This is a genomic window from Pseudomonas sp. UC 17F4 (assembly GCF_900101695.1).
Lineage (GTDB): Bacteria > Pseudomonadota > Gammaproteobacteria > Pseudomonadales > Pseudomonadaceae > Aquipseudomonas.
In genome coordinates, this window is the sequence record NZ_FNKV01000001.1 from 3219199 (window position 1) to 3243781 (window position 24583).

A 24583-nucleotide genomic window follows, 5' to 3' on the forward strand; every position below is an offset into this window, starting at 1 on the left:
GCTAGCTCCTTCCACCTTTGCCTTTCTGTACATTTTTTTTCTTTTCTTCCGCTTCGAAGCCAGTGCAATCTTCCGGAACCCGCAGCAGTGCTACTTTTTCTTTGCCGATCTTCTCTCGATTCACCCCGGATTTTGGCGTCATGAGGTCGACGTATTCCTTTATCTGTATCGCCTTGGCCCAATCCCTGGGGAACTTGATTTCGACTGCCGCAAAAACGTTTTCGATTTCAAAGGGTTCTTGTCGGTACTCGACTACCACCAAGTCCGGTGCAAGGCTTCCCCGAGGTCGCGGCCAGAATGACGTCACCTTGCCAAAGCGCTTGGGCCGTGTCGGTGGTTCACCTAGCAGAGCTTTGCTGCTAGCACGGTTGTAATTGGGTTCAGCCTTGAGTGGGCTGTGCCAGTCCAGCGCTTCGTCAATGGCTTCGAAAAACAATGAGGCAGTGAGTTGCTTGAGTGCGATCTCGATTGTGCTGTTGACCAATTCATCACCCATCTTCTTGCGAATCCGTCGAGGTGTTTTGATGGGGATTTGCAACGCAGTGGTACACACCTGGCTAATGGCAGGGCGAAAGGGAACCTTGCGCTCAATGAACTCCTTGAACGTTATATTTTCATTGCCTCTTCTGGAGACGGTGCTATTGCCACCGTGGTCGACTTGAGCAAAGGTTGAACTCTTAGTGTCAACTTCCTGCGCCATCTTCTCTATGGTGGTTTGAAGAACTTGCTTGATCTTGTTTCTGCGTTCAGTAATCTCGTGCGCGAATTCGGCCAGATCTGCTGCGCTCTTTACTGCCTCAGAAACCTGATGCGCCCTGTAGGCGCGATAGGCGGCCTCGATTACACGCGCAATAGCGGCGGGGGCTGGCATCAGTCATCTACTCCCATGTAATAGTCAATCAATGCGTCCGGAAACAATTCATCGGCACTGTACTCAGCAGCTTGCCAGTCGATCGCAGCCACTTTTGACTGCCAGTCCTCGGTGATCCGTTGGTCTTCACGCATGACGGCCTTATGGACCTGCACGGCTTGGACGTTCTCGGTTGTCACCCAATCGGTTTCGCCTGAAGTGCGGGTCAAGCCTTCGGCGAGTACGCTCGCGCCAGTGCTGATGCGGTACCGGTAACCTGAGAAGGCGCGTTGATCGTTCTTCACCAGCGTGTAGCGGCCCAAGAAATTGCCGAGTGGAGCGGGAGAGGGAGGTGCATGGGTAAACGAATTACCCGATCCGTTTGCATCGCTGGTCACCGTTCCCTTGAAATGGATGGTCAATCCGTCGAGGGTGATGCCCCTGGAATCGATGGTGATACTCCCGCCAGCGGCCTTGAGCTCGATTCGCTCGCCTGCGGCAACTTCGAAGCGGGTAGTCTTTTGCTCGATACTGTGGCGGGCAGACAGCTGATAGGCGTTTCTCACCGAATGTTGGGCGTTGCCTCCAACTTCGGAGTGATAGTCAGCGGCAATCTTCTCTAATCGATTGTTGGCTATCTCCTCGATACGATCGCCACCGATGTTGAGCGAGTGGTTGCGGCCAATGGTCTGAAAGCGATCACGCCCCACCTGCAAATACTGATCCTGCCCAACCTCAACCCGCTCATCGTTACCGACCCGTTCGCTGCGGTCGTGGCCGATCTCGATCTGCTCATCGCGCTCGACCTTCTCACTGCGATCATTGCCAACAAACACCCCATTGTTGTGTTTGATATGAACGTTCTTGTCCTTCTGGGCATGGATGAACACCTCTTCCTGCCCCAGCTCATCCTCAAAGCGCAGCTCGTTGAAGCCCTGGCCCTTGTGGCTGCGGCTTTTGATGGTCATGCGCGTTTTGTGCTTGGGCAGTTGATACGGCGGCAGGTTGGTTTCGCGGTAGGCGCGGCCGGTGGCGATGGGCTGGTCGGGGTCGCCGTCCAGGTAGCTGATGATCAGTTCCTGGCCGACCCGGGGGATGGCCATGGCGCCCCAGGTGGCGCCGGCCCAGCCCTGGGCGACGCGGATCCAGCAGGAGCTGTGGTCGTCCTGGTGGCTGTCGCGGTCCCAGGGGAAGCTGACTTTGACCCGGCCCCATTCGTCGCAGTAGATCTCTTCGCCCGGCGGGCCGACCACGCTGGCGATCTGCGGGCCGTCGATGCGCGGCTTGGGCCGTAGCGGCGCTTTCCAGTCGGCGTCCCAGCGGATGGCGCTGGCGCTGAGCCGGTAGGCGGTGCCGCTGTCGCTGCCGAAGGCCTCTTCGAGCAGGCTGCTGTGCTGCGTGCCGTGGTGCTCGATGGCGATGGTGCGCCAGCGGTCGTTGAAGTCTTCGCGCGGGTGGTCGTTGAGGTCGAAGGCCAGGCCCGGCTGCAGACGCGCGTCATCGCCTTCCATGTGGGCCAGGCGGGCGTCGCTGCGCAACGCGGTCAGGCGGGTTTTGGTGAAGGGCTTGCCGCTGGCGTCGCGCTTGTAGCGGCCGGGGTAGTCGTAGCGTTCGTAGTCGCTGTGCTGGTGGTCGAGGTCGCTGGCGCCGACGGCGTTGTGCTGCAGGTTGTAGTAGGGGTGAGTGAAGGTGTAGTCGCGCTGCACCTGGCGCGCGCTGCGCACCTGTTCGGTGTAGTGAAAGCGCTGCAGGGCCGGCTCGGCGCTGTCGCCGCCGGCCAGCGGCTGGTAGAGCACCGGGCAGTGCTCGTGGGTGCCGATGGTGCCCAGGCCGCCGACGCGGTCGGTGAGCCACAGGGTATGGCCGTCGGCACGGTGCTCGAAGCTGTACAGCAGGCCCTCTTCGGCGGCCAGGCGGGCGATGAAGTCGAGGTCGCTTTCGCCGGCCTGGACGCAGTATTCGCGCGGCGGATGGTCGAAGCACAGGTAGGTTTTGACCTCGCTCAGGCGCTGGGCCTCGAGCACCGCGAGGATGATCTCGGGCACGCTCTGGCCCTGGAACATGCGCCAGTTCGAGCGCAGGCCGGCGCGCGCCAGGCTGGGTTCGAGCACGGCGCGGTAGCGGGTGCGGCGAAAGCCGGTGTCGCCCTGGCTGAACAGGCTGACCAGGCCGTGCACGTAGCGCACCGGGGTGTCGCCCCGCCACAGGGTGAACAGCGCGGCCAGGTCGAGCACGCGGTTGAAGTCGACGGCCGGGTCGTGGCTGGCCAGCTCCAGGCTCAGGCGAAAGGGCTGGGACAGGCCTTCCTCGAGGTGGAACTCGACCACCTCGAAGGCGTCGCCCTGCAGGGGCTCGAAGGTGAAGCGCAGGTCGCTTTGGCGGGGCATGGGGGGCTCCTTGTAGGGTCAGTCGACCAGCCAGCTGGCGTCGCCGTTTTCCAGGGTGCCGCCGTGGTCGGTGGTATCGCCGACCCGGGCCACAGAATGGCCGCCAATGGTCATCGACGACGAGCCGCTGGTGATGCTGGCGCCGCAGCCGAGGGTGTCACCAACCCGGGCAATGGCGCGGCCGTTGACGGTGAAGCTGTCGGCGCCACTGTCGACCGTGGTCGGGCCGCAGGTGGGGCAGTGATGGTTGTGGCCAAGCAGTACGATGGCAGGCATATCGCCTCCTGATCGGTGCAGCAGGAAAGGGGTGCGCCACAGGCGAGCCGTGGCGCAACGGTACGGGCGCAGCGGTTAGGCCGGTTTGCGCCAGTCGTCAGAGGCCTCGGTGCCGGCCACTTCATGGCTCCAGCTGACCTTGCGGTAGGCCAGGCTGGTCTTGATCAGCTGGGTGTAGTTGGCGTTGTCGCTGTCCTGGGCATGGGGCAGCACGGTGTGGATGTCGACCACGGTGGCGTCTTCCAGCTTGGTGGTGAAGAAGTGCTCCTGCTTGCCGTCTACCGAGGTCCGAAACCACTTCACCTCGACGGTCGGCAGCATTTCGCCGGTGGCCAGGGCCTGGTAGAGCATCGGCGAGGCCTTGCTCAGGGCGCTGGTGAAGATCAGTGGCTTGTGCACCCGCTGGCCTGACGGCTGGCCGCTCTGCGGGTCGGTCGGGGTGGTGATCTGGTGATCGATTTCCTGGGCGAGGATCTCGTCCTCATGGCCTTCGACATAGACGTTGCCGACCGAGTCGGCGGTGAAGGCGCCCTTGGTGATGTGGCCCTGGTTCTGGCCGTGGATGCTGATGTAGGCAGGTGTTGGCATGACATGCTCCGTGTCGCGTTCGATTGAACGACCCGCAGGTCGCCACCGTCGCCATGACGGTGAGTGTGTTGGCCCGATGGGCCAGGCTTTGCAGGCGCCCGGTGGCGCGCTGAAAATCGTTCAAAGGCTGAGAATCCGTTCCAGCGACACCAGCACCTGTTCGCTGATGCTGTTCAGGCGCAGGGCGTAGGCGCTGTAGGCGCCCACCAGGACCACGGCGGCCAGGGCCCAGGGTGTCCACAGCGGCAAGCTGCGCTTGAGCCGGTAATTGCGTGGGGCAATGTTGCGCAGCGGCTCGGTCAACTGCGTGGGCGTTTCGCCCCTGAGCGGGCGCAGCACGCCGTGCAACTGGGTGATGATCTTCTGCACCTCGACCTCACCGTTGGCCTGCTTGCCGTACTTGCCCTTGAGGCCCACGCACAGGCACAGGTACATGAACTCCAGGACGTGCTGGTACTTGGCCGCTTCGCTGGACATGCGCGCCAGCAGGGTGAAGAACTTTTCGCCGCCCCAGGATTCATGGTGCAAGGCACTGAGCAACGGCTGCTGTCGCCACTCGCCATGAAAGCCCCAGGCGCTGCTCATGACCACTTCATCCACCAGCAGGCAGAGGCTGTAGGAGTAGGCCTTGAGGGTGCTGGGTTGGTAGTCGAGCTGGGCGACTTCTTCCATTACCGTGACGATCTGGTTGTGAATGCTCTGGCGCAAGGCCAGCACCTCATCGTGCGCGTCCAGGCTATGCAGGCGCAGGACCAGCCCGATCAGCGGCATGGCGGCATCACAGAGGGGGTTCCACGACAGCCCGCGCAAGTCGAACTGCGGGTCGCAGCGCAGCGGCCCGGGAGCGCCGGCGGGGTTGCCGGTTTTGTGCGGCACCGCGTCAAAGTGGAGCTCTTGATTGCTCGGCTCCTGGCTGGCATCACGCATCTTTTTCACTCCTGATGGCCCACAGCTGCAGCTCAAGCTCAGGGAAGTCACCGGCGATGTGTAAGCCAAAGCCGCTGGCGCTGTGCAGGCTTTGCCAGGCCGGGTCGTGGCGGTCGAGTTCGAAGTAGCTGAAGCCGGCGTGGAACGGCAGGTGGCGTGGCGCCACCGGCAGGGGGATCAAGGGGATGCCCGGCAGTTGCAGGCTGATCAGCCGGCCCAGGGTTTCGCTGGAACTGATCTTGATCTGCCGCGGCAACTGCTGGCGCAAGGTCTCCAGCGGCAGGTTGGCGCGTACCGCCAGAATGAACTCGGCGTTGTCCAGCAGGCGCTTGTCGCCCAGTGCGGCGCTCATGACGCCGTACTCCAGGATTTCGATCGGTAGCGATACCGCCCGTGGTTGCAGCACCGTGCCCAGGGCCCGGCGCAGGGTAAGTTCCAGGGGCTTGAAGCACTGGTGCAGGCTGTCGTGCTGATAGGCCGGGCATTCCTCGGGCAGGTGGCTCTCATCGGTGAAGGTCACCAGCTCGCCGCAGGCCTGGGCAAAGGTGATGTACAGGCGTTCGGGGTGGATGTGGCGTTGCCGGTTCAGGTGCTGGAACAGCGGGTACCAGCGGTTGAGGGTTTGCAGCAGGTTGAAGTCGGTGACGTCGGCCACCCCGGACTGCCCGGGCGAGCCGATGCGTTCGGCCAGGTTGCGCGCCCGTTCACGCATCAGCCCGGTGATTTCGCCCAGGTAGCGCTGCAGCGCCGGCACCGCCTGCAATGACAGGCTGGTGGGATAGAACTGCTCGTCCATCACCAGGCTGCCGTCGGGGCGCTTGTCGTGGATCCTGCCCACGGCAATGCTGGTGAAGGCGCTGCGGTCATCGCGTTCGAGCATCAGTTGCAGGTTGGGGACCGCCAGGTTCATTTCCACCTGGTCGCCGCTTTCGCTGTGGATGTCATGCACCGGCTTGCGCTGGGCGATGTAGCGGCTGTTGGCGTACTGCTCGGGCCAGCGCACCTCCAGGCCTGCGGAGGATTTGAGCGGGAGTGTCAGGTAGACCACCTGGTTGACCAGGCCGCTGTCGCTGATTTCCAGTGGCGCCGGCGGGGCCAGGTCGCCGGGGATGTCGAAGACGCTGCCGTCAGGCAGGATGCCCCGCGCACGATTGATCGCCACCTTGGCAAAATTGAGGAACTCGTTGTTCAGCTCCAGCTCGCTGAAGCCGTACGGCGCCGGGTTGAGGCTCTCGACCCGCTGTTGCGCGGCGGCCTCCATAGCGCGTGCCTGTTGCTGGAAGTGCTGGGGTTTGACGAACAAACCCTCGTGCCAAATGACCGGGTTGCGTGAACTCATTGTCGGGCTCTCTGAAGGTAAGGGGCGCAAGCTGGCGTCATCGGGTTTCACCCTTGAGCTCGACTTGCGCCTGGCCAAGCTCGACCAGCAGCGCGTAGCGCCGGCCCTTGGGTTCGACGCGCAGCAGCTGCTTCCACTGGCTGACCTCCTCGTTGTGGTAGTCGGCGATCACCGCGACGAAGCGCGTCTGCTCATCAAGGGGCTGTGGGTCGATGAACTTGAACTGGCCGGGCCGCAACAGGTAGTCGTCGACGCGGATATAGGTGCTGCCCAGGGCGTGTTTCAGGTCGAGCGCCAGGGCTTGGGCACTGGCGCTGATCAGCAACGAGTCGTCGCTCAGTTGCAGGACCCTGAACGCCACCGGCGTGGCAATCAGTTGCGGGGCAAGGTGCTGTGCCGAGGTAGCCAGGTGGACGCCGGCAGCCTGGTAATCGCCCAGGGGCGACTCCTCGACCCAGGACGCCTGGGGTTCAGGCGCAGGTTCTTCACGCACGGGTGATTGCGCCGGGGCGTTTTCGTACAGATGCTCGAGCACCGCTTGCAGCTTGTCTGCCAGGGCCTGGGGGCTGCTGGCCTTGATGTCCAGGCGGTAGGGCGCCTCGGCGGGGTGTTCGGCGGCCATTGGCGCGTTGCCGGGGTTGACCAGGCGGCGGTTGACGTCATCGTTGGCGTGCAGGCTCAGCGAGTAGTAGCTGGGTTGATCACCGGGCCCGCCCACCGGCGTCTAAGGGTCGACGATCACCTGGCCGAGCTTGCCCAGCAGTGTGCAGCCGCCGAGGGTCAGGGCTGCCAGCAGCAACAGTCCCAGGCGCAGTGAGCTGGCCGCTGCCGGGTGTTTCCTGCCACGCGCAACAGGCGGGTGGCGGTGGTTGGGTGCGGGCTGGCGATGGGCTGTTGCCAGCGGTATCGACGGCGGTGCGCCCAGGCCCAGCAACGGGTCGTGCTGTTCGCGCGGATCCAGTGGCCGGCACAGGCGATCGAAATCCGCGCACAAGGCCGGGGCAGGCACAGGCGCTGGCTGCAGCGGGCGGGTATTGGCGTGCCAGTCCTCCAGGCCGTCCTCGTGCCCGCTGAGCAGCTCGGCCAGCGAACGCTGGCTCAGGTGGCGTGGGTCATCGTCGGTACAGGCAGCGCTGTGCAGGTGCACGACGATCCGGTAGACACCGACCTTAAGCCAGTCGCCTTCGTTCAGGCGAACGGTGGCGCCGCGGCCCAGGGGCAGGTCATGGCCATTGAGGTAAGTGCCGTCGCACAGGTCGGTGACACAGAAGCGGCCTTCATGCCAGTGGATCCGGCAGTGCTGCGGGCGCACGCGGCCAGAGCGGTCACGCAGCAGCCAGTCGCAGCCGTGGCTGCCGATCAGGCCGCCGCGGTAATCCATGCCCCGGCTGGGCAGGCAGCCATGCAGCAGCTGCGCCGGATTGCCGATCACCAGGGTCAGCTTCATGCGCGCCCCCTGATCCGTACCACGGCAGGGTGGCGCTGTTGCTGGTTCTCGATGAAGCTGGTCCAGCCCAGGTGGGTACCGCCCTGGCGCTGCAGGTTGAACGGCGGTACGTCCTCTGCGCACAGGTGCAGCTCCAGATCGTAGGCGGTCACGTCGCGCAGCAGAAACTCCAGCAACTGGCGCAGGCGGGCGAACTGCGTACCACTGGGCAGAAACTGGCGAAAGCGCGCCTGGGAGAGGTTGGGGATCACCAGGGTGAACTTGCTGGCGCGGGTCCGGGTGCGCTCGCCGAGCACGAAGCTGTTGCCCAGCTGGCCGTTGCGCTCGCCCAGCACCAGGCGCTGGCGCGAGGGCACGGGCACGGTGCGCCGTTCGAACTCACGTAGGTAGACGCCCTGTACATCGAAGCAATGCTCGACGATGCCGGACACCATCGACGGCGGCCGGCTGCGGCTGGCGATCAGCCCGGCAAAGCTCAGCAGGCGGCCCCAGGGCAAGGGCGTAGCACCCCGCAGGTCGTTGTCGTTCAGGCCGATCAGAGAAAACACATAACGCGAAAAACGGTCGCGGGCCCCGGGCTGGAAGCGGATGTAGTAGCGGTACTTGCGCCAGCTCTGGTGCAGCAGGGTCAGCAGGCGATGATTGAAAAAGTCCAGGAATGCCGGGCGAATCCCGCGCTCCTGGGCCTGCTCGTAAGCCAGGCGGTCGAGGTAGTAGGCGGGCAGGGGCGAGTCGCTGCCCTGCAGGCCGAAGAAGCTGGTCTGTACCCGATAACGCTGGTTGCCGCTGCCGTCGTCGGCCAGCACGCCCGCCTGGGTTACGTCGGACGCCGGAAAGCCGAGGCTGGCCTGGCTCTGCAGGCGAACCCGGCGGCGCGTGGCCAGGGCCGCAGGCAGCGCTTCGAGGTCGTCGCCGTGCAGGGCGTGCAGGTGCTCGAGCAGGCGATGGAACGAATAGTTGCGGGCGTCGGCCAGCAGCGCTTGGGCTAGATCAGGGGTTGCCTGCCGGTCAACAGTGGCCATTCATAGTGCTCGTTGTTGGTGGTGTTGATCACTTCCAGGCGATGGAAGGAATTGATGCTGGCGTAGAGGGCAAAGAAGCGTGACAACACGCTGGCGAACAGGTACAGGTCGCCCTCGCAGAGAAAGGCCTGCTGGTCCAGGTGCAGGCAGGTCTGCAGGCCGCGCACCGGCAGGCCCTTCATCAGCCAGTCGACCGCGCAGGTCTGGGCCTTTCCAATGCCATTGAGGCGCTTGCGTGTGGCCCGGGCCTGCTGCAGGTCATGCAGGGCGGCAAAGTCGTAGGCGCGAATCACCGCCTTGAGCGGCTCGGCCGACAGCAGCGACAGGTAGTTGAGCGACAGGTTGGAAATCAGCGTCCAGTGCAGGCTGCTGTCGAGTACCGGCCGGTAGGCGCGGGTCGGCGCGATCAGGTTGGTATAGGTGGCGAACGAAGGCGTCGCCTCGGTCGACAACGACAGATCGCCGACCCCCAGGGCCTGGGGCAGGTCGCGGTTGCTGCAGGTCAGCTCGATCGAGGCGGTTTCGCGCTCGCCGATGTACAGGCTCTCGTCGCCGCGGACAAAGGCGATGCGATGGATCAGGCCATCACGGCCATGGGATTCTTCGATGTGGGTGCGAAAGTACAGGGCGGTGCGCCCGCGGGCGAGTTCGATCTCGTGCTGGAACGACTCGAAAGGGGTGAAAGTGCGCAGTGGCTCGCCCTGGCGTTCCTTGTCGCTGGCATCCCAGCCGGCCACCCGGTCGACACTGAACACCTCATACGCTTCAGGGTGCTTGCCCGCAGGCCGGATGCGCCGCTCCAGCTGGCGTCCGTCGAGGGCAATGGGCTCGGCATCGTGGCTGAACAGGTTGACCGCCGGTGCGCAGTACAGCTGCAGGTCGCGGGTGCACAGGCGCATGTTGGCCGGCATGGGTCGGGAGAATTCGAACTCGAAGCGAATCTGCCCGCAGCTCAGCGCCGGCCATACCCGGGCAAGGCCAGTGAGGCTGAAGAAGTGAAAGCGCTGGGGGAAGACGAAGTACTCCTGCAATATCCGGTAGCCGTCGAAGACATTGCGCGGGTAGGGCAGCAGCGCCTCTTCGGCGCTGAACCCGGGAAAGCCGATGTTCTCGGCCGACAGCCCGTAGGTGTTGCCATCGATATGCAGGGTCAGGCGTTTCAGGTAGTGGGCAATCCACAGGTACAGGGTCTGGGCCGTAGCGTCGTCACCGCTGAGGTGAAAATCCAGTTGCTCGCACTCCAGGCTGTTGAGCGGTTGCGGGGTCAGCACCTTGAGATCGATGCGCAGCATTGAGGTCTCGCGGCTGTGCGCATCACTGACCTCTTGCATGGCCAGGGGGAACAGGCTGACTTCGGTACAGGTGCGAAACTCGCACGACACACCATCCACGGGCTTGGCGAACAACCGCGTGCCCTTGGGCAGCACTTTGCGCCGGGTGATCGCGTCAGGCCGCGGCTCGAAGCACACGATGGTGGCGCTGGGCAGTGGGCGCAGGTAGTTGGGCCAGAGCATCTGCAGCAACGGATGGGTCAGCTCGGGCAGGTCGTCGTCGATCTTCATGCCCAGCTTGGCGGTGAGAAAGGCGAAGCCTTCCAGCAGGCGCTCGACGTCCGGGTCGCCGGCCTGATCGCCGAGAAACTGCGCCAGCTGCGGGTTGTCTTCGGCAAACTCGCGGCCCAGCTCGCGCAGGTAACGCAGTTCATCGGCAAAGCGTTGTTTCAAGCTCATGGTCTTCTCACTTCACCCGGGTGTAGCCGTCGTGGCCATGGATGGCCACTTCCAGTTGCACCTGTTCTTCCCTGTGCTCGAGCCGTACCTGGCAGTCGAGGCGAAAGTTGAGCTCCAGCGGCAGGTCCGGGTCAGGCTGATAACGCACACCGGTGACCTTGATCCGCGGCTCGAATGCCTCGACCGAGCGGCGAATGTCGGCGCTGATGGCGATCAGCAGGTCGTTGCTGCCCTGGGCGGCACCGTTGAAATCGCGCAGGCCCAGTTCAGGGCTGCTTTGCGAGCAGCCCTGGCGGGCGTTGAGCACCTGTTCAAGGTGCCGCTTGATCGCTTCGATCGCCTGCCGGGCCTGGCTCTGCGCCGTGCCCGGGCGGTAGTGCGGGGCGTCGGGCTCGAGGCGTTCGAACAGGCTGTTGACGCTCATCTACTGGGTGTCCAGGCGGCCAACCAGCGAGATCTCGAAGTTGGCGCCCATGTACTTGAAGTGCGGGCGCACCGCCAGCGAGACCTGGTACCAGCCCGGGTTGCCGGCCACCTCCTGGACTTCGATCTGCGCGGCGCGCAAGGGCCGGCGGCTGCGTACGTCGGCAGACGGGTTGTCCTGGTCGGCAACGTATTGCTTGAGCCAGGTAGTCAGTTCGCGCTCGACGTCCTGGCGCTCCTTCCAGCTGCCGATCTGCTCGCGTTGCAGCACCTTGATGTAATGGGCCAGGCGATTGACGATGAACAGGTAGGGCAGCTGGGTGCCCAGCTTGTAATTGGTCTGCGCTTGCTGGCCTTCGCGGGTCTTGGGGAAGGTCTTGGGTTTTTGCACCGAGTTGGCCGAAAAGAACGCCGCGTTGTCGCTGTCCTTGCGCATGGTCAGGGGGATGAAGCCGGCTTCGGACAGCTCGAACTCCTTGCGATCGGAAATCAGCACTTCGGTGGGGATCTTGGCCTGCAACTGGCCCATGGCTTCGAACAGGTGCACCGGCAGGTCATCGACCGCACCGCCCGATTGTGGGCCGATGATGTTCGGGCACCAGCGGTAGCGGGCAAAGCTTTCGGTGATGCGCGAAGCCATTAAAAACGCCGTGTTGCCCCACAGGTAGTGATCGTGATTGGCGTCGATGCCCTCGTCGTAGCAGAAGCTGCGAATCGGGTTCTCGGTGCTGTGCCAGGGCGAGCGCAACAAAAAGCGCGGCAGGGTCGCGGCCAGGTACTTGGCGTCTTCCATGTCCCGCAGGCCGCGCCATTTGGCATGCGCCGGGCCTTCGAAGATGTCGTTGACTTCCTTGACCGCGGCCAGCTCCTGGAAACTCTTGAGGTTGAAAAACTCAGGCCCTGCGGCCATCACGAACGGTGCATGGGCCATGGCGCCAACCGCTGCCACGTAGCCGAGCAACTTGATATCCGGCGACGACGGGCCGAAGGTGTAGTTGCCGATCATCGCTGCCACCGGCTCGCCACCGAACTGGCCGAAGCCTGCGCTGTAGACGTGCTTGTACAGGCCGCTGCGGGTGATGTCGCCGGCATTGTCGAAGTCGTCGAGCAACTCCTCCTTGGTGACATGCAACACCTCGAGCTTGATGTTCTCGCGAAAATCCGTGCGATCGACCAGCAGCTTCAAACCGCGCCAGGCCGATTCCAGTTGCTGGAACTGCGGCTGGTGGAGGATCTGGTCGATTTGCCGGCTCAAGGCCTGGTCGATTTCGCTGATCATCTGGTCGACCCGGTGTTTGTTCACCGGTTGCTGGTGATCACCGCTTTGCAGGATCTCGCTGATGTAGGCGGCCACCCCCTGGCGGGCGATGGCGTAGCCTTCCTGGGCAGGGCGGATCGTGGTGTTGGCCAGTAGTTGATCGAGCAGCGAGGCGTGTTCATCGGTCGTCAGGACCTGGGCTGCAGCGCTTTCCTTGGGCATGGTGGGTTCTCCGTTCATAACTGGGATGCAGGGCAGGGGGAGTCAGTGTTAGTTGCGCGGTTGTTATGCGTCGGTAACCGTATTTGTTGCATCCAGGACCAGGTCGAGTTCCTGGGCCAGGCGCTGGCGAGTGACTTCGTCACTGAGCAGGCTCTGCAAGTGCTTGCGAAAGGCCGGTACATTACCCATCGGCCCTTTAAGGGCGACCAGTGCTTCGCGAAGTTGCAGCAGTTTGTTCAATTCCGGTACTTGCCGGGCGATGGCATCCGGGCCGAAGTCATTGATCGAGCGAAAGTGCAGGTGCACGTTCAGGTCATTGTCGCGGTCGGCGCACAGTGTTGACGGTACTGCCATCTGCAAACCCACCTCAGCCTCGGCCAGCACGGCGTTGAAGCTGTCCTTGTCAATGCGCACCGGGCGGCGCTCCTCGAGGCTCGAGGTATCGCCGCGGCCCAGGAAATCCCCGGTGACCAGCAGTTTCAGCGGCAGTTCGACTTCTGCCTGCTGATCACCGGTAGCGGGCACATATTTGATATTGATGCGCTCTTTGGGGGCGACGGAACCGTGCATTTTAGACATGGGAATATCCATTTCAGGCTGTAGGTCATTTATATTAGGAATGGATCCAATACCCTTTGTCATGTCGGATGTTTCCTAAAATGTTCTGATTAATGCGTAGGACAATTCGCCAATGTTCTGATTTGCGTTTAAGACTGTGTTTATATTTCTTACTTGCTCTTCCTGTATTTGGCGATTTGCTGATTTTTTACCTGTTGCAGCTTGCATTTCATTTTTTAATTGAGTGATGCTTTAAATGCGTTTATTCGATTGAACAACTATCGGCAAACTTGCATGAGTTGCAGCTGAGGAGTGGCGATGGGCGCTATGGGCAAGGAGTGGCAATACAGGTGGCTGGGCCTGTGCGTAGCGGTATTGCTGCCAGCCAGTGCGCTGGCGGCGCCGGACTGCACCTCGATCGTTTCGCCGCTCAAGCGCCTGGCCTGTTTCGACGAAGCCGCCGGTACGCCACCGGGCCCGGCGCCGGTGGCGAGCCCGGCTTCGCGGGTAGGCCTGGTACCGGCTGTCGTCGACCTGGTGCAGCGCAATGAGCAGCGCCGCGCCGCGGACGACTTTCGCTTCCTCGCATCGCTCTGGCCCGAAGCCGATGATGACAGCCGCCAGCGGATGATCATTTCCGCGCCGGCGCTGGGCGTCGCGCCGCCGCGGCCTTACCTTGCGATCAGCTGCGAGGCGAATATTTCCCGGGTGCAACTGGTGCTGGATGAGCCGCCCGGGCCCAACCGTATCCGCCTGCAACTGCTCAAGGACGGCCAGCCGGTGGCCGATGCCTACCCGTGGCAAGTACTCGACGATGCCGGTTTGGTGGTTGACGCCGGGCGCGGGCTGCAAGCCATTGCCCTGCTGCGGCGCATGGGCGGCGGCCAGCGCCTGAGGGTGAAAAGCGATTACCCGGCACTGGACGGGCTGGTTTTCGATGCGCAAGGTTTGGGTGAGCTGATCGAGCAGGAGCGCCAGCTATGTCGCTGGTGATCGACCTCCCGGCCGGCGCTCTCACGCAGTTGTTGGCGCCCATCGAGGCCGACCGGCCCGCCGGTTATTTTGATGTGGAAGATGAAACCTTCCAGGCCATCGACCAGGAAATGGTCAAGCTGGGCGGCCTGCGCGAGAACACTATCGACTGGCCATACATCGATGAAGCCTCGCGTCAGTACCTTGCCACTCAGTGCAAGCACCTGCGCATTCTCGGCCATCTGCAGGTGGTGTGGCTGCGCACCGCAGAGTGGGGGCACTGGAGCGCTGCCCTGACGCTGCTGGCGGGCATGGTCGAGCATTACTGGGACAGTGCTCACCCGGTGCCAGGGCCGACCGGCTACCTGAACAAGCGCAAGCAGGTGCTGCGCCTGCTCGAGGGGCTCGGCCAGGCCCTGCCGAGCCTGCAGCGTAGCAGCTTTGCCGAGGTTCACCAGACCGACGCCGAACAGGCCCTGGCCAGCTTGCTGGACGGCATCGAAACCACGCGGCTCGAGCCCGCAGCGATCGAAGCGCTGCAATTGCAACTGGGCAAGTACCGCGAACGCTGCCTGCCGGCCCCGGCAGGTCGCGCGGTAGCTGCCGATGCCGGCCTGAGCCCGGCGTTCTTCGCAAGCACGGCGCCGGTGGGCAATGAGCGTGAACAGCGCCGGGCCTTGCTGAACATGGCTGAACAGATCAACCAGCAGGACCCCTACGACCCGGTGGGCTATCAGTTGCGGCGCTTCGCCTTGTGGACCCCTGTGCGCACCGCGCCGTCGGTCACCCGCGAGCGGCGCAGCGAACTCAGCGCGGTGCCCCGGGATATCGTCGACAGCTACCACGACGCCCTGGCCGCCAACAACGTCGAGCCCGCGTTGCTGATGCGCATCGAGCGCAGTGTTGGCGCCTCACCCTACTGGTTGCGCGGCAGCTTTTTGGCGGCCAGCGTGGCTTCGCGCCTGGCCATGGACGAAGTGGCGGGTGCCATTCGCCAGGCCTGCGAACGCTTCGCCTGCCGATTACCGGGTTTGACCAGCTTGTGCTTCAGCGACGGCACGCCGTTCGCCGATGCCCAGACCCTGGCCTGGATCAGCGGCGCCGATCAGCCCGAGGCGGCGCACAGCCCGGTGCAGGAGTTCGCCGGGCTGCGCGATGAACTGATTACCCAGCTTGATCGCGAAGGCGTCGAGGTCGTGCTGTTGCGCTTGCAGGAACTGCAAGCCGAGCAGCAGGCCCCACGCCAGCGCTGCTATGCCACGGTGATTGCCGCCGACCTGTTGGCCGCCCGCGGTCTGGCGTGGCTGGCGGACGATCTGTATGCCGGCGTTGCCCGGATGATGCGCGAGACCAGCGCACAGGGCTGGGAGCCACAGTTGTACCTGAAGGTGGCACAGCGCTCTGGCGCCGACCCGCTGATCACTGCAGTCAAGGAGTAGCGAAAATATGGATAGGGTCTGGAGTCACCTCAAGCGTTGGCGGCTGCCGATGCTGCGCCAGTTCAACCGGTCACTGACGTTGCTGGTGCTGCTGGGCGTGCTGCTGGTGCTGGGCGCAATCTGGTGGCTGGGCCCGCAACTGGTCTGGAATGACCATCGACCGCTGGCGCCACTGCCCATGCGCGTGGCGGCCAGTGTCGTGGTGCTGGTAGCGCCGCTGCTGGCCTGGGCCTGGCGGGTACGCCGGCGATACCAGGCGTTTCAGGCCGAGCGCCAACAGCAGGCGGCGCGCCAGGCCGACCCCTGCCTGCCCCATGTACAGGCCCAGGAGCGGGCGTTGGCGCGCAGCCTTGATCACCTGCTCAACAACATGGAGCGCCGCCGCTCGCTGTACCAACTGCCCTGGTACCTGGTGCTCGGGGCGCAGAATGCCGGCAAGACCAGCCTGATTACCCGCTCCAACCAGAGCTTCGCCCTGTCTCAGGTCACCCGCGCGGGCGCCAGCGCCCAGCAGGATCCCGATCTGGCGTACCCGATCGACTGGTGGATAGGGGACGAGGCAGTGCTGTTCGACCCGCCGGGCGAACTGCTCAGCCAGCCTGAAGGGCCATTGCCCCACCAAGCCAGTGCCGAGGGCGAAGACAGCGTTCAGCAGGGGCTCCCCGTCGGTACTCACCAGCGGCTGTGGCTGCACCTGCTCGACTGGCTGGCCCGCACCCGCAGCCGTCGCGCCCTCAATGGCGTGGTGCTGGTGATTGACCTGCAAAGCTTGCTGACCCAGGCGCCGGAGCAGCGCAAGGCCCAGGCGAACCTGCTGCGCACACGCTTGTATGAACTGACCCGGCAGTTGGGCACCCGCCTGCCGGTGTACGTGACCCTGAGCAAGGTCGACCTGCTGGAAGGTTTCGAAGAGTGCTTTGCCCGGCTTTCGCCGAGCGGGCGTGAAGCATTGCTGGGCTTCACCTTCAGCCTGGCGGCAGTGGACGACTTCGATGCCTGGCAGCAAGAGCTGGCCAGCCGTTACGACAGGTTTGTCGAGCTTCTGGGGGCGCAGGTATTCGACAGTTGCGCCCAGGCCCATTCGTTGAGCGAGCGTCAGCGGCTGGTGGCGCTGGTGCGCCAGTTATCCGGCCTGCGTCCGGCACTGCTGGGTTTTTTCGCCGAGATGCTCGGCAGCGACCGCTTCACCACGCCGGCACTGGTACGGGGGGTGTACTTTTCCTCGGTGTACCAGCAGGGTACGCTGAGCAACGCCTTCGTCGACGAGGCCGGCAAATCCTATCAACTGCCGTCGCCGGCAGCCGAGGTAAAGCCTGCCGGCGGCAAGGTGGTCTATTTCGCCCAGCAGCTGTTCCAGCGCGTCATCTACCCGGAGGCGGGGCTGGCCGGCGACAACATCAAGGTCGCCCGCAGCAAGCGCCGGCTGTTGCTTGCCGGGTTTGCCGTCGCTTCATTGGGCTGCTTGCTGGCGGTGGGGCTGTGGCAGCTGTACTTCAGCGTCAACCGTGACAAGGCGGCCAGCGTCCTGGCCAAAAGCCAGGAGTTCAGTGCACGGGATATCGATGCCAAGGTCGACACCACTGGCCGTAATCTTTTGGCGCCGCTGGACCAGATTCGTGACGCGGTGTCGGTGTACGGCGACTATCGTCAGGCCTGGCCGCTGCTGTCCGACATGGGCCTGTACCAGGGCAAGAAGATTGGCCCGACGGTGGACGAAGCCTACCTCAAGCTGCTGTCCAAGCGCTTTTTGCCGGCCATCGCCAGCCGCGCCCTGGAAGCTGTCTTTGCTGCGCCTACCGGCAGTGACGAGCAACTGCAGGCGTTGCGCGTGTACCGCATGATTGAAGATCGAGGCAATCGCCAGGCGGCCATTGTCGAGCAGTGGGCAGCTCGGCAATGGCAGCGCGCCTACCCCGGGCAGGGGCAGGTGCAAGCCGACCTGATGCGCCACCTCGACTACGCGCTGAAGTACGCCGACGCCGATCTGGCGCAGCACCACGAAAAAATCGCCCAGGTGCAACAGGCCTTGCGTCAGCGGCCCATGGCCGAGCGGGTTTATCTGGCCCTCAAGCGCCAGGCGCAGGCGCGTCTGCAGCCGGCGCTGGACCTGCGCAGCGAAGTGGGCCCGGCCTTTGACATCATCTACCAGGTGCCGTCCGCCAGTAAGGGCGACAGCCTGTTGCTGGCTCCGCTGCTCACGGCCAAAGGCTACAAGGCTTACTTCGAGTCGGGTAGCCGTAACCTCATCGAGCTGGCAATGATCGACCAATGGGTACTCGGCGAGCGTCAGCGCCTGGATTACTCCGAACATGACCGCGAGGTGCTCGGCCAGCGCGTTCGCGCCCTGTACCACGCCGACTATGTGGACAGCTGGCGCCGGGCACTGAGCCAGGTTTCGATCGTCGATTTTCGTGACCTGGGCCACGGCGTGGCGGTGCTGGAGCAGGTGACCGGGCCTGGCGCACCGGTGCGCCGCCTGCTGGAAACCCTGCGCGACAATACGGTGATCTTTGCATCACTGCCGGTGGCCGAAGTTGAGCCGCTAACCGGTGCGCAAAGGGCTACGGATGGGTCGCCCCAGGCGGTGGCGATCCGCCGGGCATTTTCCGGCCTGACGGAGTTGATCACGGCCCAGGCTGACCGGCCGTCCTACTATGAAGAAACCCTGCGTGCGGTCAGTGCGGTGTACGACTACGCCAAGGCTGTGCACGACAGCCCCGACCCGGGCAAGGCGGCATTGAAAGCGGTGTTGCAGCGCTTCGCGCTGGGCGCCGCCGACCCGATTGCCAACCTGCAGCGGATCGCCGCCGGCTTGCCCGAACCGCTCAACCAGCAGGCCAGAAAGCTTGCCGACCAGACCGCGCAGGTGTTGATGATCGCCGCCCTGGGCGAGCTGGAAAAGCGCTGGGACAGCGAGGTCTACAGTTTCTACCATGAGCGCCTGGCCAATCGTTACCCATTCAGGCCTGCTGGCGAGGATGCCTCGCTGGAAGACTTCGAGAGCTTCTTCGGCCCCAAGGGGCGCTTGCAACAGTTTCAGGACCAGTACCTGAGCGTATTCCTCAAGGACAACCTCGACGCCCTGTACTCCGATGCCCTGGGTGGCTACCTGGTGCGCAGCGATGTGCTGGAGCAACTGCAGCATGCCGAACGCATCCGTGACACCTTCTTCAACAACCGCGGCCACCTGGCAGTGCAATTGAGCATCGAACCCCTGGCCTTGAGCAGCAGTTGCCTGAGCAGCCTGCTGAGCATCGATGGCCAACTGGTCCCGTACCGCCATGGCGCGCCGCAGCGCACCGGGCTGGTCTGGCCCAATGACCTGGGCAGTGCCAGTGCCAGCCAGCTGACGCTGGTGAACAGCAGCGGTAACACCGCCAGCCTCAGCTATCGTGGGCCCTGGTCGCTGTTTCGCCTGCTCAGCCGCGCCCAGCTCAACGGCCGCACCGACACCAGCGTCGATCTGACCTTTGCCGTCGCCGATGGCCTGATGCGCTACCGGGTCGAGGTACAGAAGGCCAACAACCCGGTGACCCAGCGCAGTTTCGCCGGATTTGCCTTGCCCAGGACCTTGCTCGAGGCGCGCCGCGGCCTGGCGGTCGATGATGAGTCATAGCCGTGCGCCCCGCGCCGCGCTTGATGCAAATCAAGGCCTGTGCGCCGCTCAGGGCAGACACTGAGGCTCCGCAGCCCGCCTGGGAGCCCGCCATGCCTGATTTACACCATCGCCACCAGCAGCCCGTCAGCGTGCACGGGCAATGGCCGGGCGAGCCCGGCGGGCATGCCGATACCCGCAGGTTCCACACCGGCATCGGTTCGCTGGACGTGTTGCGCGCCTTGCGCGCGAGCCGCAAGCAGCACCGGCCATTGTCGCTAAGCGTGCAACTGGCGGCCGGGCTCGATGAGCTGGAGCAGGACGCCTACCTGCGCGGCCTGCAACGGGAGATCGCCCTGGTCGGCTGCCACCTGGGGGCCGACCAGAGCATCGAGCAGTTCCGGTTGAGCGGTGCCACTCCAGGCCTTGAGGTGTTGCAGCGGTTGATGGAGCAACTGCGCCAACGCTTCAGTTTTTTGCCACACGAACTGGGTGACTACGCTGTTGAAGTCGATTTGCACCACACCCGGTGGGCGACCATGGGGCTGTTGCGCGACCTGGGTTTCAACCAGGTCAGTATCGGTGTGCCCGATTGTGGCCAGGGCGGTGTGCTGTCGGCTGCCGACTGGCAGAACCCGGCGCCGATCCATTCACTGATCGATGCCGCACGCACCTTTGATTTTCGCTCAGTGAGTGTCGACCTCGGCTATGGCCATGCCTGGCAGACCCCGGACAGCTTTGCCCGCAAGCTTGCCACCCTGATCGAGCTTGAGCCCGACCGCCTGCAAGTTTTCGACTACAGCCAGCCGCCGGCGCGCTACGCCCAATGTGCCCGGCAGGCACCCTGCAGCGAGCAGCACAAAGCGCTGATGCGGCGCCTGTGCTTTGCCCAGTTGCTGGCTGCAGGTTACCAACACATCGGCCTGGGCCAGTTCGTGCGCGCCGACGACGACCTGGCGATCGCCCAGGAGCGCGGGCGCCTGCGGCGCAATTGCCAGGGGTTTACCCGTCACGGCTATTGCGACCATGTCGGTCTGGGCCTGGGCGCGATCAGCCAGTTCGACGCGCTCTATGCGCAGAACGCCCTGACCCTGACGCACTACCTTCAGCCGTTGCGCAACGATCAGTTGCCTACGTGCCGCGGCTGGCGCTGCGAGGCCGATGAGCAACTGCGCCAGGGCGTCAGCGAGCGCCTGGCCTGTGACCTGGAGCTGGATATCGAGGCCATCGAGGCCCGCTACGGCGTGGATTTTCGCCAGTACTTCGCCAGTGCCTGGCGCCAGCTGGAGGCCATGCGCCGGACAGGGCTGGTGGAGGTCTCGGCGCGCCACATCAGCATATTGCCCGCCGGGCGGGTGAACGTGGATGCCATCTGCCAGCTGTTCGAACAGCAGCAATGGGTCGATCACGATGCCGGTCTTTGAGCCTGGCCAACTATTCTTTTGAGGGTCGAAAATACCCTGGATGACAAGGGTAGAAACAACCATGGCAGGGTCATTGTTACCCCGAATTCAGCCCATGGCCGAGCCCGCGCCCCGCAAACCGCGAGGGGCATGGCTCTTGCACTACCTTGCTCAAGTCCGACGGGTCACGCTGAGCTGTCGGGAACAAGGTAAGGAGAGGCTTGATGCAAGTACTTGATCGGCGTAAAGCGCTGGCCATCGCGCCGCTGTTGCGCCTGGCGTTCCGCCCGTTGTTCCTCGCGGGCTGTGCCCTGGCAGTGCTGGCGATACCGCTGTGGCTGGCGGCCCTGAACGGCACCCTGGGCAACTGGCAGCCGGCCGGCGGCTGGCTGGCCTGGCACCGGCATGAACTGGTGTTCGGTTTTGGCCTGGCGATCATTGCCGGCTTTGTGCTCACGGCGGTGCAGACCTGGACCGGCCAGCCGGGCCTGAGCGGCAAGCCGCTGGCCGGCCTGGCGTTGCTCTGGCTGGCCGGGCGGGTAGCATGGTTGGTGAATGCGCCCTGGCCGTTGCTGGCGCTGCTGGAACTGGGCTTCCCGCTGCTGGTGGCGGTGCTGATGGGGCGCACCCTGTGGCAGGTGCGGCAAAAACGCAATTACCCGATCGTGATGGTGTTGCTGCTGTTGACGGCGGTCGATGGCCTGTCGGTGTATGGCCTGGTGCAAGAGCACGACGGTTGGCAGCGCCAGGGCGTGCTCGGCGGCATCTGGCTGGTCGGGGCGATGATGGGCCTGATTGGCGGGCGGGTGATTCCGTTCTTCACCCAGCGCGGCTTGGGCCGCACCGCGGCGGTAGTGCCCTGGCCGTGGCTCGACGGGCTGCTGCTGGCGGGTTCGGCACTGGTGGCGCTGTTGTATGCGGCGGGGCCGGCGCTGACCACCAATACCGGGATCGGCGCGCTGTTTGCTGCCCTGGCGTGCGGCCACGGGCTACGCCTGTGGCGCTGGTATGACCACGGGCTGTGGCGGGTGCCGCTGCTGTGGTCGCTGCACCTGGCCTATGCCTGGTTGGTGCTGGCCTGCCTGGGCATGGCCCTGTGGCATTTCGGCGTGGCGCTGAATCCGAGCCTGGCGGTGCATTGCCTGACCATCGGCGCCATGGCTGGGTTGATCCTGGCGATGATCGCCCGGGTCAGCCTTGGCCATACCGGGCGGGCGTTGCAGCCGCCGGCGGGGATGACCCTGGCGTTCATCCTGCTCAATCTGGCCGGGGTCAGCCGGGTGTTGCTGGTACTGTGGCTGCCGCTGGGCGGTTTGTGGCTGGCGGGCGTGTGCTGGGTGCTGGCGTTTGCCTTGTATGCCTGGCGCTATGCGCCGATGCTGTTGCGCGCCCGGGTTGACGGGCACCCTGGTTAAGCGCCTGGAGGCGAAGGATGCTGTATCCGTATTTGTTGGTGGTTCATCTACTGGCAGCCATCGCCTTTATCGGCACGCTGTTTTTTGAACTGCTCATCTGGCAGGCGGCGCGCCGCCACGTGCCGGCTGCGGCGCTGGCCGGGGTAGACCAGGCGCTGTCGGTGCGTTCACGCAAGGTGCTGCATGGTGTGGTGCTGTTGTTGTACGGCGCGGGGCTTGGCCTGGCCTGGCATCACCGCGCGGCGCTGAGCCAGCCGCTGGCCAGCAGCTTTGCCAGCCTGCTGAGCCTGAAGATCGTCCTGGCCCTGAGCATCATTGGCCATTACCTGTTGCTGGCGTACTGGCTCAAGCGCGGACGCTTGAGCGAGGGGCGTGCGCGTTGGATTCGCTGCAGCATTCTTGGCCATATGTTGGTGATCGTGGTATTGGCCAAGGCGATGTTCTATTGGCATTAGCCTGCGCCGTACTCAGGCGGGCCCTTGCCTGGATTACAACTGCTGCGCGCTCGATCGCGGGTCAAGCCCGCTCCCACAGGTTTGGCGTACACAGACCCATTTGAAGGAGCGGGCTTGCCCCGCGATGAGGCCAGTGCGTTAAGCCAGGGCTTTGACGAACAGCACATCGTTCTCCAGATGAATATGCTGCAGCAAATCCTCGCGAAATTCCGCCAGCCCACGGTACAGGGTACGCCATGTGTTGCAGGCACCTTCCGGCGCGCTGATGTCGTTGGTCAACAGGCTCAAGCGCGCCAGCGCCTCACCATGCTGGTCGTGCTCCATGCGCATCACCTGGATCGGCGCACCCGCCTGGCGACCCATGCCCCGTTGTAGCAGGGGGAACAGCACCTGTTCCTCCTTGAGCATGTGCCCTTCAAGTTCCTGTTGCATGTCCTGCAGGTGGTCGGCCAGGCCGTTGGGGCACTGGGCGTGGCCGCCATGGACCTGCTCGACGCGTCGGGCCAGGCGGATCAGTTCCGGCAGTTGCTCACGGTGACGATCGTGGTAGCGGGTGAGGATATGGGCGATCAGTTCGGTCGGGTTCATCAGGGGGCCTGCTCTGCTGGCAAAGTGTCCCAGGGTGATTGCATCGCCCATGCCAGCTTTACTTGCCCGAAATCAAGGTCTGGCGCCGGGCTTGTGGTGAAATCTACCCGCCTGCCTGCGGGTAGCGATAACCATAGAGGGTAATAACTACCATGCTGCGTGAAAGCCTGGCCGCCGACCTGATCGTCGAACTGCCCAATGCCGTGCGCTTGCAGCGCCTGGTACAAACCCTGCGCGAGTACTTCAACTGCGGCGCGGTCGGGCTGTTGCGCCTGGAGGGCGACAGCCTGCGCCCGCAGGCCAGCGTCGGGCTGGTCCACGAAGCCCTCGGCCGGCGCTTCGTGATCGCCCGGCATCCGCGCCTGGCAGCGATCATGGCTTCGCGCGAGCCGACCTGGTTCGAACCCGACAGCCGCCTGCCGGACCCTTACGATGGCCTGCTCGACAGCGCGCTGCATGAGCCCTTGGCTGTGCACGACTGCATGGGCGTCAGCCTTTACGTAGAAGGCCAACTGTGGGGTGCGATCACTCTCGATGCGTTGCAGCCGGGGACCTTCGACAGCGCTGCCCGCGATGAACTCAAACGCTGCACCTTGCAGATCGAAGCGGCCCTGCGGGTGACCCGCCTGGAACAGGAGAATCGCAGCCTGCGCCTGTCGCGCAGCGAACCCCAGGACCTGCGTGCGCCGCTGGAAGCGAGCGAGATTCTTGGCCATAGCCCGGTGCTGCAGCAGTTGCTCAACGAGATCGAACTGCTCGCCGACGCCGAACTGCCGGTGTTGCTGCTGGGCGAGACCGGGGTCGGCAAGGAGCTGTTCGCCCGCCGCTTGCATGGTTTATCGCGGCGCCGCCACAAGCCGCTGATCCAGGTCAACTGCGCGGCCTTGCCTGAGTCCCTGGCCGAGAGTGAGCTGTTCGGCCATGTCAAAGGTGCGTTTTCAGGCGCCAGCAGCGACCGCGCCGGGCGCTTCGATGCGGCCAACGGTGGCACGCTGTTTCTTGATGAAGTCGGCGAACTGCCGTTGAGCGTGCAGGCCAAGCTGCTGCGCACGTTGCAGAACGGCGAGATCCAGCGCCTGGGCGCCGACAAGCCGCTGCACGTGGATGTGCGCATCATCGCCGCGACCAACCGGCACTTGCCCGACAGCATCCGCGACGGTCTGTTTCGCGCCGACCTCTACCATCGCCTGTCGGTGTATCCGCTGCCGATCCCGCCGCTGCGCGAGCGCGGCGACGATGTGTTGATGATTGCCGGGCAGTTCCTTGAGCTCAACCGCACCCGCCTGGGCCTGCGCGGCTTGCGCCTGTCGCCGGCGGCCGAACGGGCGCTGCTGGCTTACCACTGGCCGGGCAATGTGCGCGAGCTTGAGCATGTAATCAGCCGCGCCGCGCTCAAGCAGCTGAGCCGCGAGGGCAGCCGCAACCTGATCATTACCCTGGAGCCGCAGGTGCTCGACCTCGACAGTGCGCCGGCAGCCGCGCCAGTGGCAGACCAGGGGGCACCAACGGCGCTGGCGTTCAGCTCCCTGAGCGAAGCCGTCGACGCCTGCCAGCGCCAGGCCATTGCCCAGGCCCTGCGCCTGAGCGGCGACAACTGGGCCAGCGCCGCGCGGCTGCTGGCGCTCGACCCGAGCAACCTGCACAAACTGGCCAGGCGCTTGCGCCTCAAGTAACGCCGCTGGCGTTGAT

Annotated in this window: 20 protein-coding genes and 1 pseudogene; 7 read left to right on the top strand and 14 right to left on the bottom strand. The window is 64.3% G+C overall.

The genetic code is table 11. From position 1 onward, the window contains the following. Window position 1: 1 nt before the first annotated feature. The 13 genes from BLR26_RS14845 to tssB all read right to left on the bottom strand — a co-directional run bounded on the left by BLR26_RS14845 (window position 2) and on the right by tssB (window position 13048). Window positions 2–871: a VRR-NUC domain protein gene (locus tag BLR26_RS14845; protein WP_093381825.1), complete on the bottom strand. Its 870-nt coding sequence runs from the start codon at window positions 869–871 to the stop codon at window positions 2–4. Then, window positions 871–3237: a type VI secretion system Vgr family protein gene (locus BLR26_RS14850; protein WP_093381830.1), complete on the bottom strand. Its 2367-nt coding sequence runs from the start codon at window positions 3235–3237 to the stop codon at window positions 871–873. Before BLR26_RS14850 ends, BLR26_RS14845 begins: the two co-directional genes overlap by 1 nt. 18 nt (window positions 3238–3255) lie before the next feature. After that, window positions 3256–3513 (bottom strand): PAAR domain-containing protein, encoded by a 258-nt coding sequence (locus tag BLR26_RS14855; RefSeq protein WP_093381831.1) that lies wholly within the window; start codon window positions 3511–3513, stop codon window positions 3256–3258. Window positions 3514–3588: 75 nt separating this feature from the next. Beyond that, the gene (locus tag BLR26_RS14860) at window positions 3589–4101 is read right to left on the bottom strand and encodes an Hcp family type VI secretion system effector (RefSeq protein WP_045197961.1); all 513 of its coding nucleotides are present in this window, start codon (window positions 4099–4101) and stop codon (window positions 3589–3591) included. Between the two features lie 120 nt (window positions 4102–4221). Next, entirely contained in the window at window positions 4222–5028 is an 807-nt protein-coding gene (gene icmH, locus BLR26_RS14865) for a type IVB secretion system protein IcmH/DotU (RefSeq protein WP_093381832.1), read from the bottom strand. After that, on the bottom strand, window positions 5021–6367 hold the full coding sequence (tssK, locus tag BLR26_RS14870; RefSeq protein ID WP_093381833.1) for a type VI secretion system baseplate subunit TssK: 1347 nt from the start codon (window positions 6365–6367) through the stop codon (window positions 5021–5023). The genes icmH and tssK overlap by 8 nt, the downstream gene beginning before the upstream one ends. 37 nt (window positions 6368–6404) lie before the next feature. Beyond that, complete coding sequence (gene tssJ, locus BLR26_RS27500) at window positions 6405–7085, bottom strand: type VI secretion system lipoprotein TssJ (protein WP_256326722.1); 681 nt, start codon at window positions 7083–7085, stop codon at window positions 6405–6407. Window positions 7086–7091: 6 nt separating this feature from the next. Next, complete coding sequence (locus tag BLR26_RS27505; RefSeq protein ID WP_256326723.1) at window positions 7092–7814, bottom strand: FHA domain-containing protein; 723 nt, start codon at window positions 7812–7814, stop codon at window positions 7092–7094. Next, entirely contained in the window at window positions 7811–8836 is a 1026-nt protein-coding gene (tssG, locus tag BLR26_RS14880; protein WP_093381839.1) for a type VI secretion system baseplate subunit TssG, read from the bottom strand. Before tssG ends, BLR26_RS27505 begins: the two co-directional genes overlap by 4 nt. Then, on the bottom strand, window positions 8800–10566 hold the full coding sequence (gene tssF, locus BLR26_RS14885; RefSeq protein WP_093381841.1) for a type VI secretion system baseplate subunit TssF: 1767 nt from the start codon (window positions 10564–10566) through the stop codon (window positions 8800–8802). Before tssF ends, tssG begins: the two co-directional genes overlap by 37 nt. Window positions 10567–10573: 7 nt before the next feature. Beyond that, complete coding sequence (tssE, locus tag BLR26_RS14890) at window positions 10574–10990, bottom strand: type VI secretion system baseplate subunit TssE (RefSeq protein ID WP_093381842.1); 417 nt, start codon at window positions 10988–10990, stop codon at window positions 10574–10576. Beyond that, on the bottom strand, window positions 10991–12469 hold the full coding sequence (gene tssC / locus BLR26_RS14895) for a type VI secretion system contractile sheath large subunit (RefSeq protein WP_045197971.1): 1479 nt from the start codon (window positions 12467–12469) through the stop codon (window positions 10991–10993). Window positions 12470–12532: 63 nt separating this feature from the next. Further along, window positions 12533–13048 (bottom strand): type VI secretion system contractile sheath small subunit, encoded by a 516-nt coding sequence (gene tssB / locus BLR26_RS14900; protein ID WP_093381843.1) that lies wholly within the window; start codon window positions 13046–13048, stop codon window positions 12533–12535. Window positions 13049–13345: 297 nt separating this feature from the next. Here tssB and vasI point away from each other — a divergent pair, with 297 nt between their 5' ends. From vasI to BLR26_RS14930, 6 genes are all read left to right on the top strand, one after another. Continuing rightward, window positions 13346–14020, top strand: a complete 675-nt coding sequence (gene vasI / locus BLR26_RS14905; RefSeq protein WP_249744425.1) for a type VI secretion system-associated protein VasI — start codon at window positions 13346–13348, stop codon at window positions 14018–14020. Beyond that, on the top strand, window positions 14008–15438 hold the full coding sequence (gene tssA / locus BLR26_RS14910; RefSeq protein ID WP_093381844.1) for a type VI secretion system protein TssA: 1431 nt from the start codon (window positions 14008–14010) through the stop codon (window positions 15436–15438). The genes vasI and tssA overlap by 13 nt, the downstream gene beginning before the upstream one ends. A 7-nt stretch (window positions 15439–15445) precedes the next feature. Beyond that, window positions 15446–19054, top strand: coding sequence for a type VI secretion system membrane subunit TssM (tssM, locus tag BLR26_RS14915; protein WP_093381848.1), 3609 nt, complete (start codon window positions 15446–15448; stop codon window positions 19052–19054). 92 nt (window positions 19055–19146) lie between these two features. Then, window positions 19147–20457 carry an oxygen-independent coproporphyrinogen III oxidase gene (locus BLR26_RS14920; protein ID WP_093387499.1) on the top strand — a complete coding sequence of 437 codons (1311 nt, stop codon included), beginning with the start codon at window positions 19147–19149 and terminating at the stop codon, window positions 20455–20457. 203 nt (window positions 20458–20660) lie between these two features. After that, window positions 20661–21851: an NnrS family protein gene (locus tag BLR26_RS14925; RefSeq protein WP_093381855.1), complete on the top strand. Its 1191-nt coding sequence runs from the start codon at window positions 20661–20663 to the stop codon at window positions 21849–21851. A 17-nt stretch (window positions 21852–21868) separates the two neighbouring features. Continuing rightward, window positions 21869–22306, top strand: coding sequence for a hypothetical protein (locus tag BLR26_RS14930; protein WP_093381857.1), 438 nt, complete (start codon window positions 21869–21871; stop codon window positions 22304–22306). 138 nt (window positions 22307–22444) lie between these two features. Here the strand turns inward: BLR26_RS14930 and BLR26_RS14935 are convergent. After that, window positions 22445–22879 (bottom strand): annotated as a pseudogene (locus BLR26_RS14935) (hemerythrin domain-containing protein); the annotation flags it as partial. A gap of 167 nt (window positions 22880–23046) precedes the next feature. Between BLR26_RS14935 and norR the strand changes: the two are divergent. Beyond that, window positions 23047–24567, top strand: a complete 1521-nt coding sequence (gene norR / locus BLR26_RS14940) for a nitric oxide reductase transcriptional regulator NorR (protein ID WP_093381861.1) — start codon at window positions 23047–23049, stop codon at window positions 24565–24567. Window positions 24568–24583: the final 16 nt, after the last annotated feature.

Bases quoted from the DNA above. Each gene is read 5' to 3' on its own strand.
- BLR26_RS14845 (WP_093381825.1), bottom strand. From the start codon at position 871: ATGCCAGCCCCCGCCGCTATTGCGCGTGTAATCGAGGCCGCCTATCGC.
- BLR26_RS14850 (WP_093381830.1), bottom strand. From the start codon at position 3,237: ATGCCCCGCCAAAGCGACCTGCGCTTCACCTTCGAGCCCCTGCAGGGC.
- BLR26_RS14855 (WP_093381831.1), bottom strand. From the start codon at position 3,513: ATGCCTGCCATCGTACTGCTTGGCCACAACCATCACTGCCCCACCTGC.
- BLR26_RS14860 (WP_045197961.1), bottom strand. From the start codon at position 4,101: ATGCCAACACCTGCCTACATCAGCATCCACGGCCAGAACCAGGGCCAC.
- icmH (WP_093381832.1), bottom strand. From the start codon at position 5,028: ATGCGTGATGCCAGCCAGGAGCCGAGCAATCAAGAGCTCCACTTTGAC.
- tssK (WP_093381833.1), bottom strand. From the start codon at position 6,367: ATGAGTTCACGCAACCCGGTCATTTGGCACGAGGGTTTGTTCGTCAAA.
- BLR26_RS27505 (WP_256326723.1), bottom strand. From the start codon at position 7,814: ATGAAGCTGACCCTGGTGATCGGCAATCCGGCGCAGCTGCTGCATGGC.
- tssG (WP_093381839.1), bottom strand. From the start codon at position 8,836: ATGGCCACTGTTGACCGGCAGGCAACCCCTGATCTAGCCCAAGCGCTG.
- tssF (WP_093381841.1), bottom strand. From the start codon at position 10,566: ATGAGCTTGAAACAACGCTTTGCCGATGAACTGCGTTACCTGCGCGAG.
- tssE (WP_093381842.1), bottom strand. From the start codon at position 10,990: ATGAGCGTCAACAGCCTGTTCGAACGCCTCGAGCCCGACGCCCCGCAC.
- tssC (WP_045197971.1), bottom strand. From the start codon at position 12,469: ATGCCCAAGGAAAGCGCTGCAGCCCAGGTCCTGACGACCGATGAACAC.
- tssB (WP_093381843.1), bottom strand. From the start codon at position 13,048: ATGTCTAAAATGCACGGTTCCGTCGCCCCCAAAGAGCGCATCAATATC.
- vasI (WP_249744425.1), top strand. From the start codon at position 13,346: ATGGGCGCTATGGGCAAGGAGTGGCAATACAGGTGGCTGGGCCTGTGC.
- tssA (WP_093381844.1), top strand. From the start codon at position 14,008: ATGTCGCTGGTGATCGACCTCCCGGCCGGCGCTCTCACGCAGTTGTTG.
- tssM (WP_093381848.1), top strand. From the start codon at position 15,446: ATGGATAGGGTCTGGAGTCACCTCAAGCGTTGGCGGCTGCCGATGCTG.
- BLR26_RS14920 (WP_093387499.1), top strand. From the start codon at position 19,147: ATGCCTGATTTACACCATCGCCACCAGCAGCCCGTCAGCGTGCACGGG.
- BLR26_RS14925 (WP_093381855.1), top strand. From the start codon at position 20,661: ATGCAAGTACTTGATCGGCGTAAAGCGCTGGCCATCGCGCCGCTGTTG.
- BLR26_RS14930 (WP_093381857.1), top strand. From the start codon at position 21,869: ATGCTGTATCCGTATTTGTTGGTGGTTCATCTACTGGCAGCCATCGCC.
- norR (WP_093381861.1), top strand. From the start codon at position 23,047: ATGCTGCGTGAAAGCCTGGCCGCCGACCTGATCGTCGAACTGCCCAAT.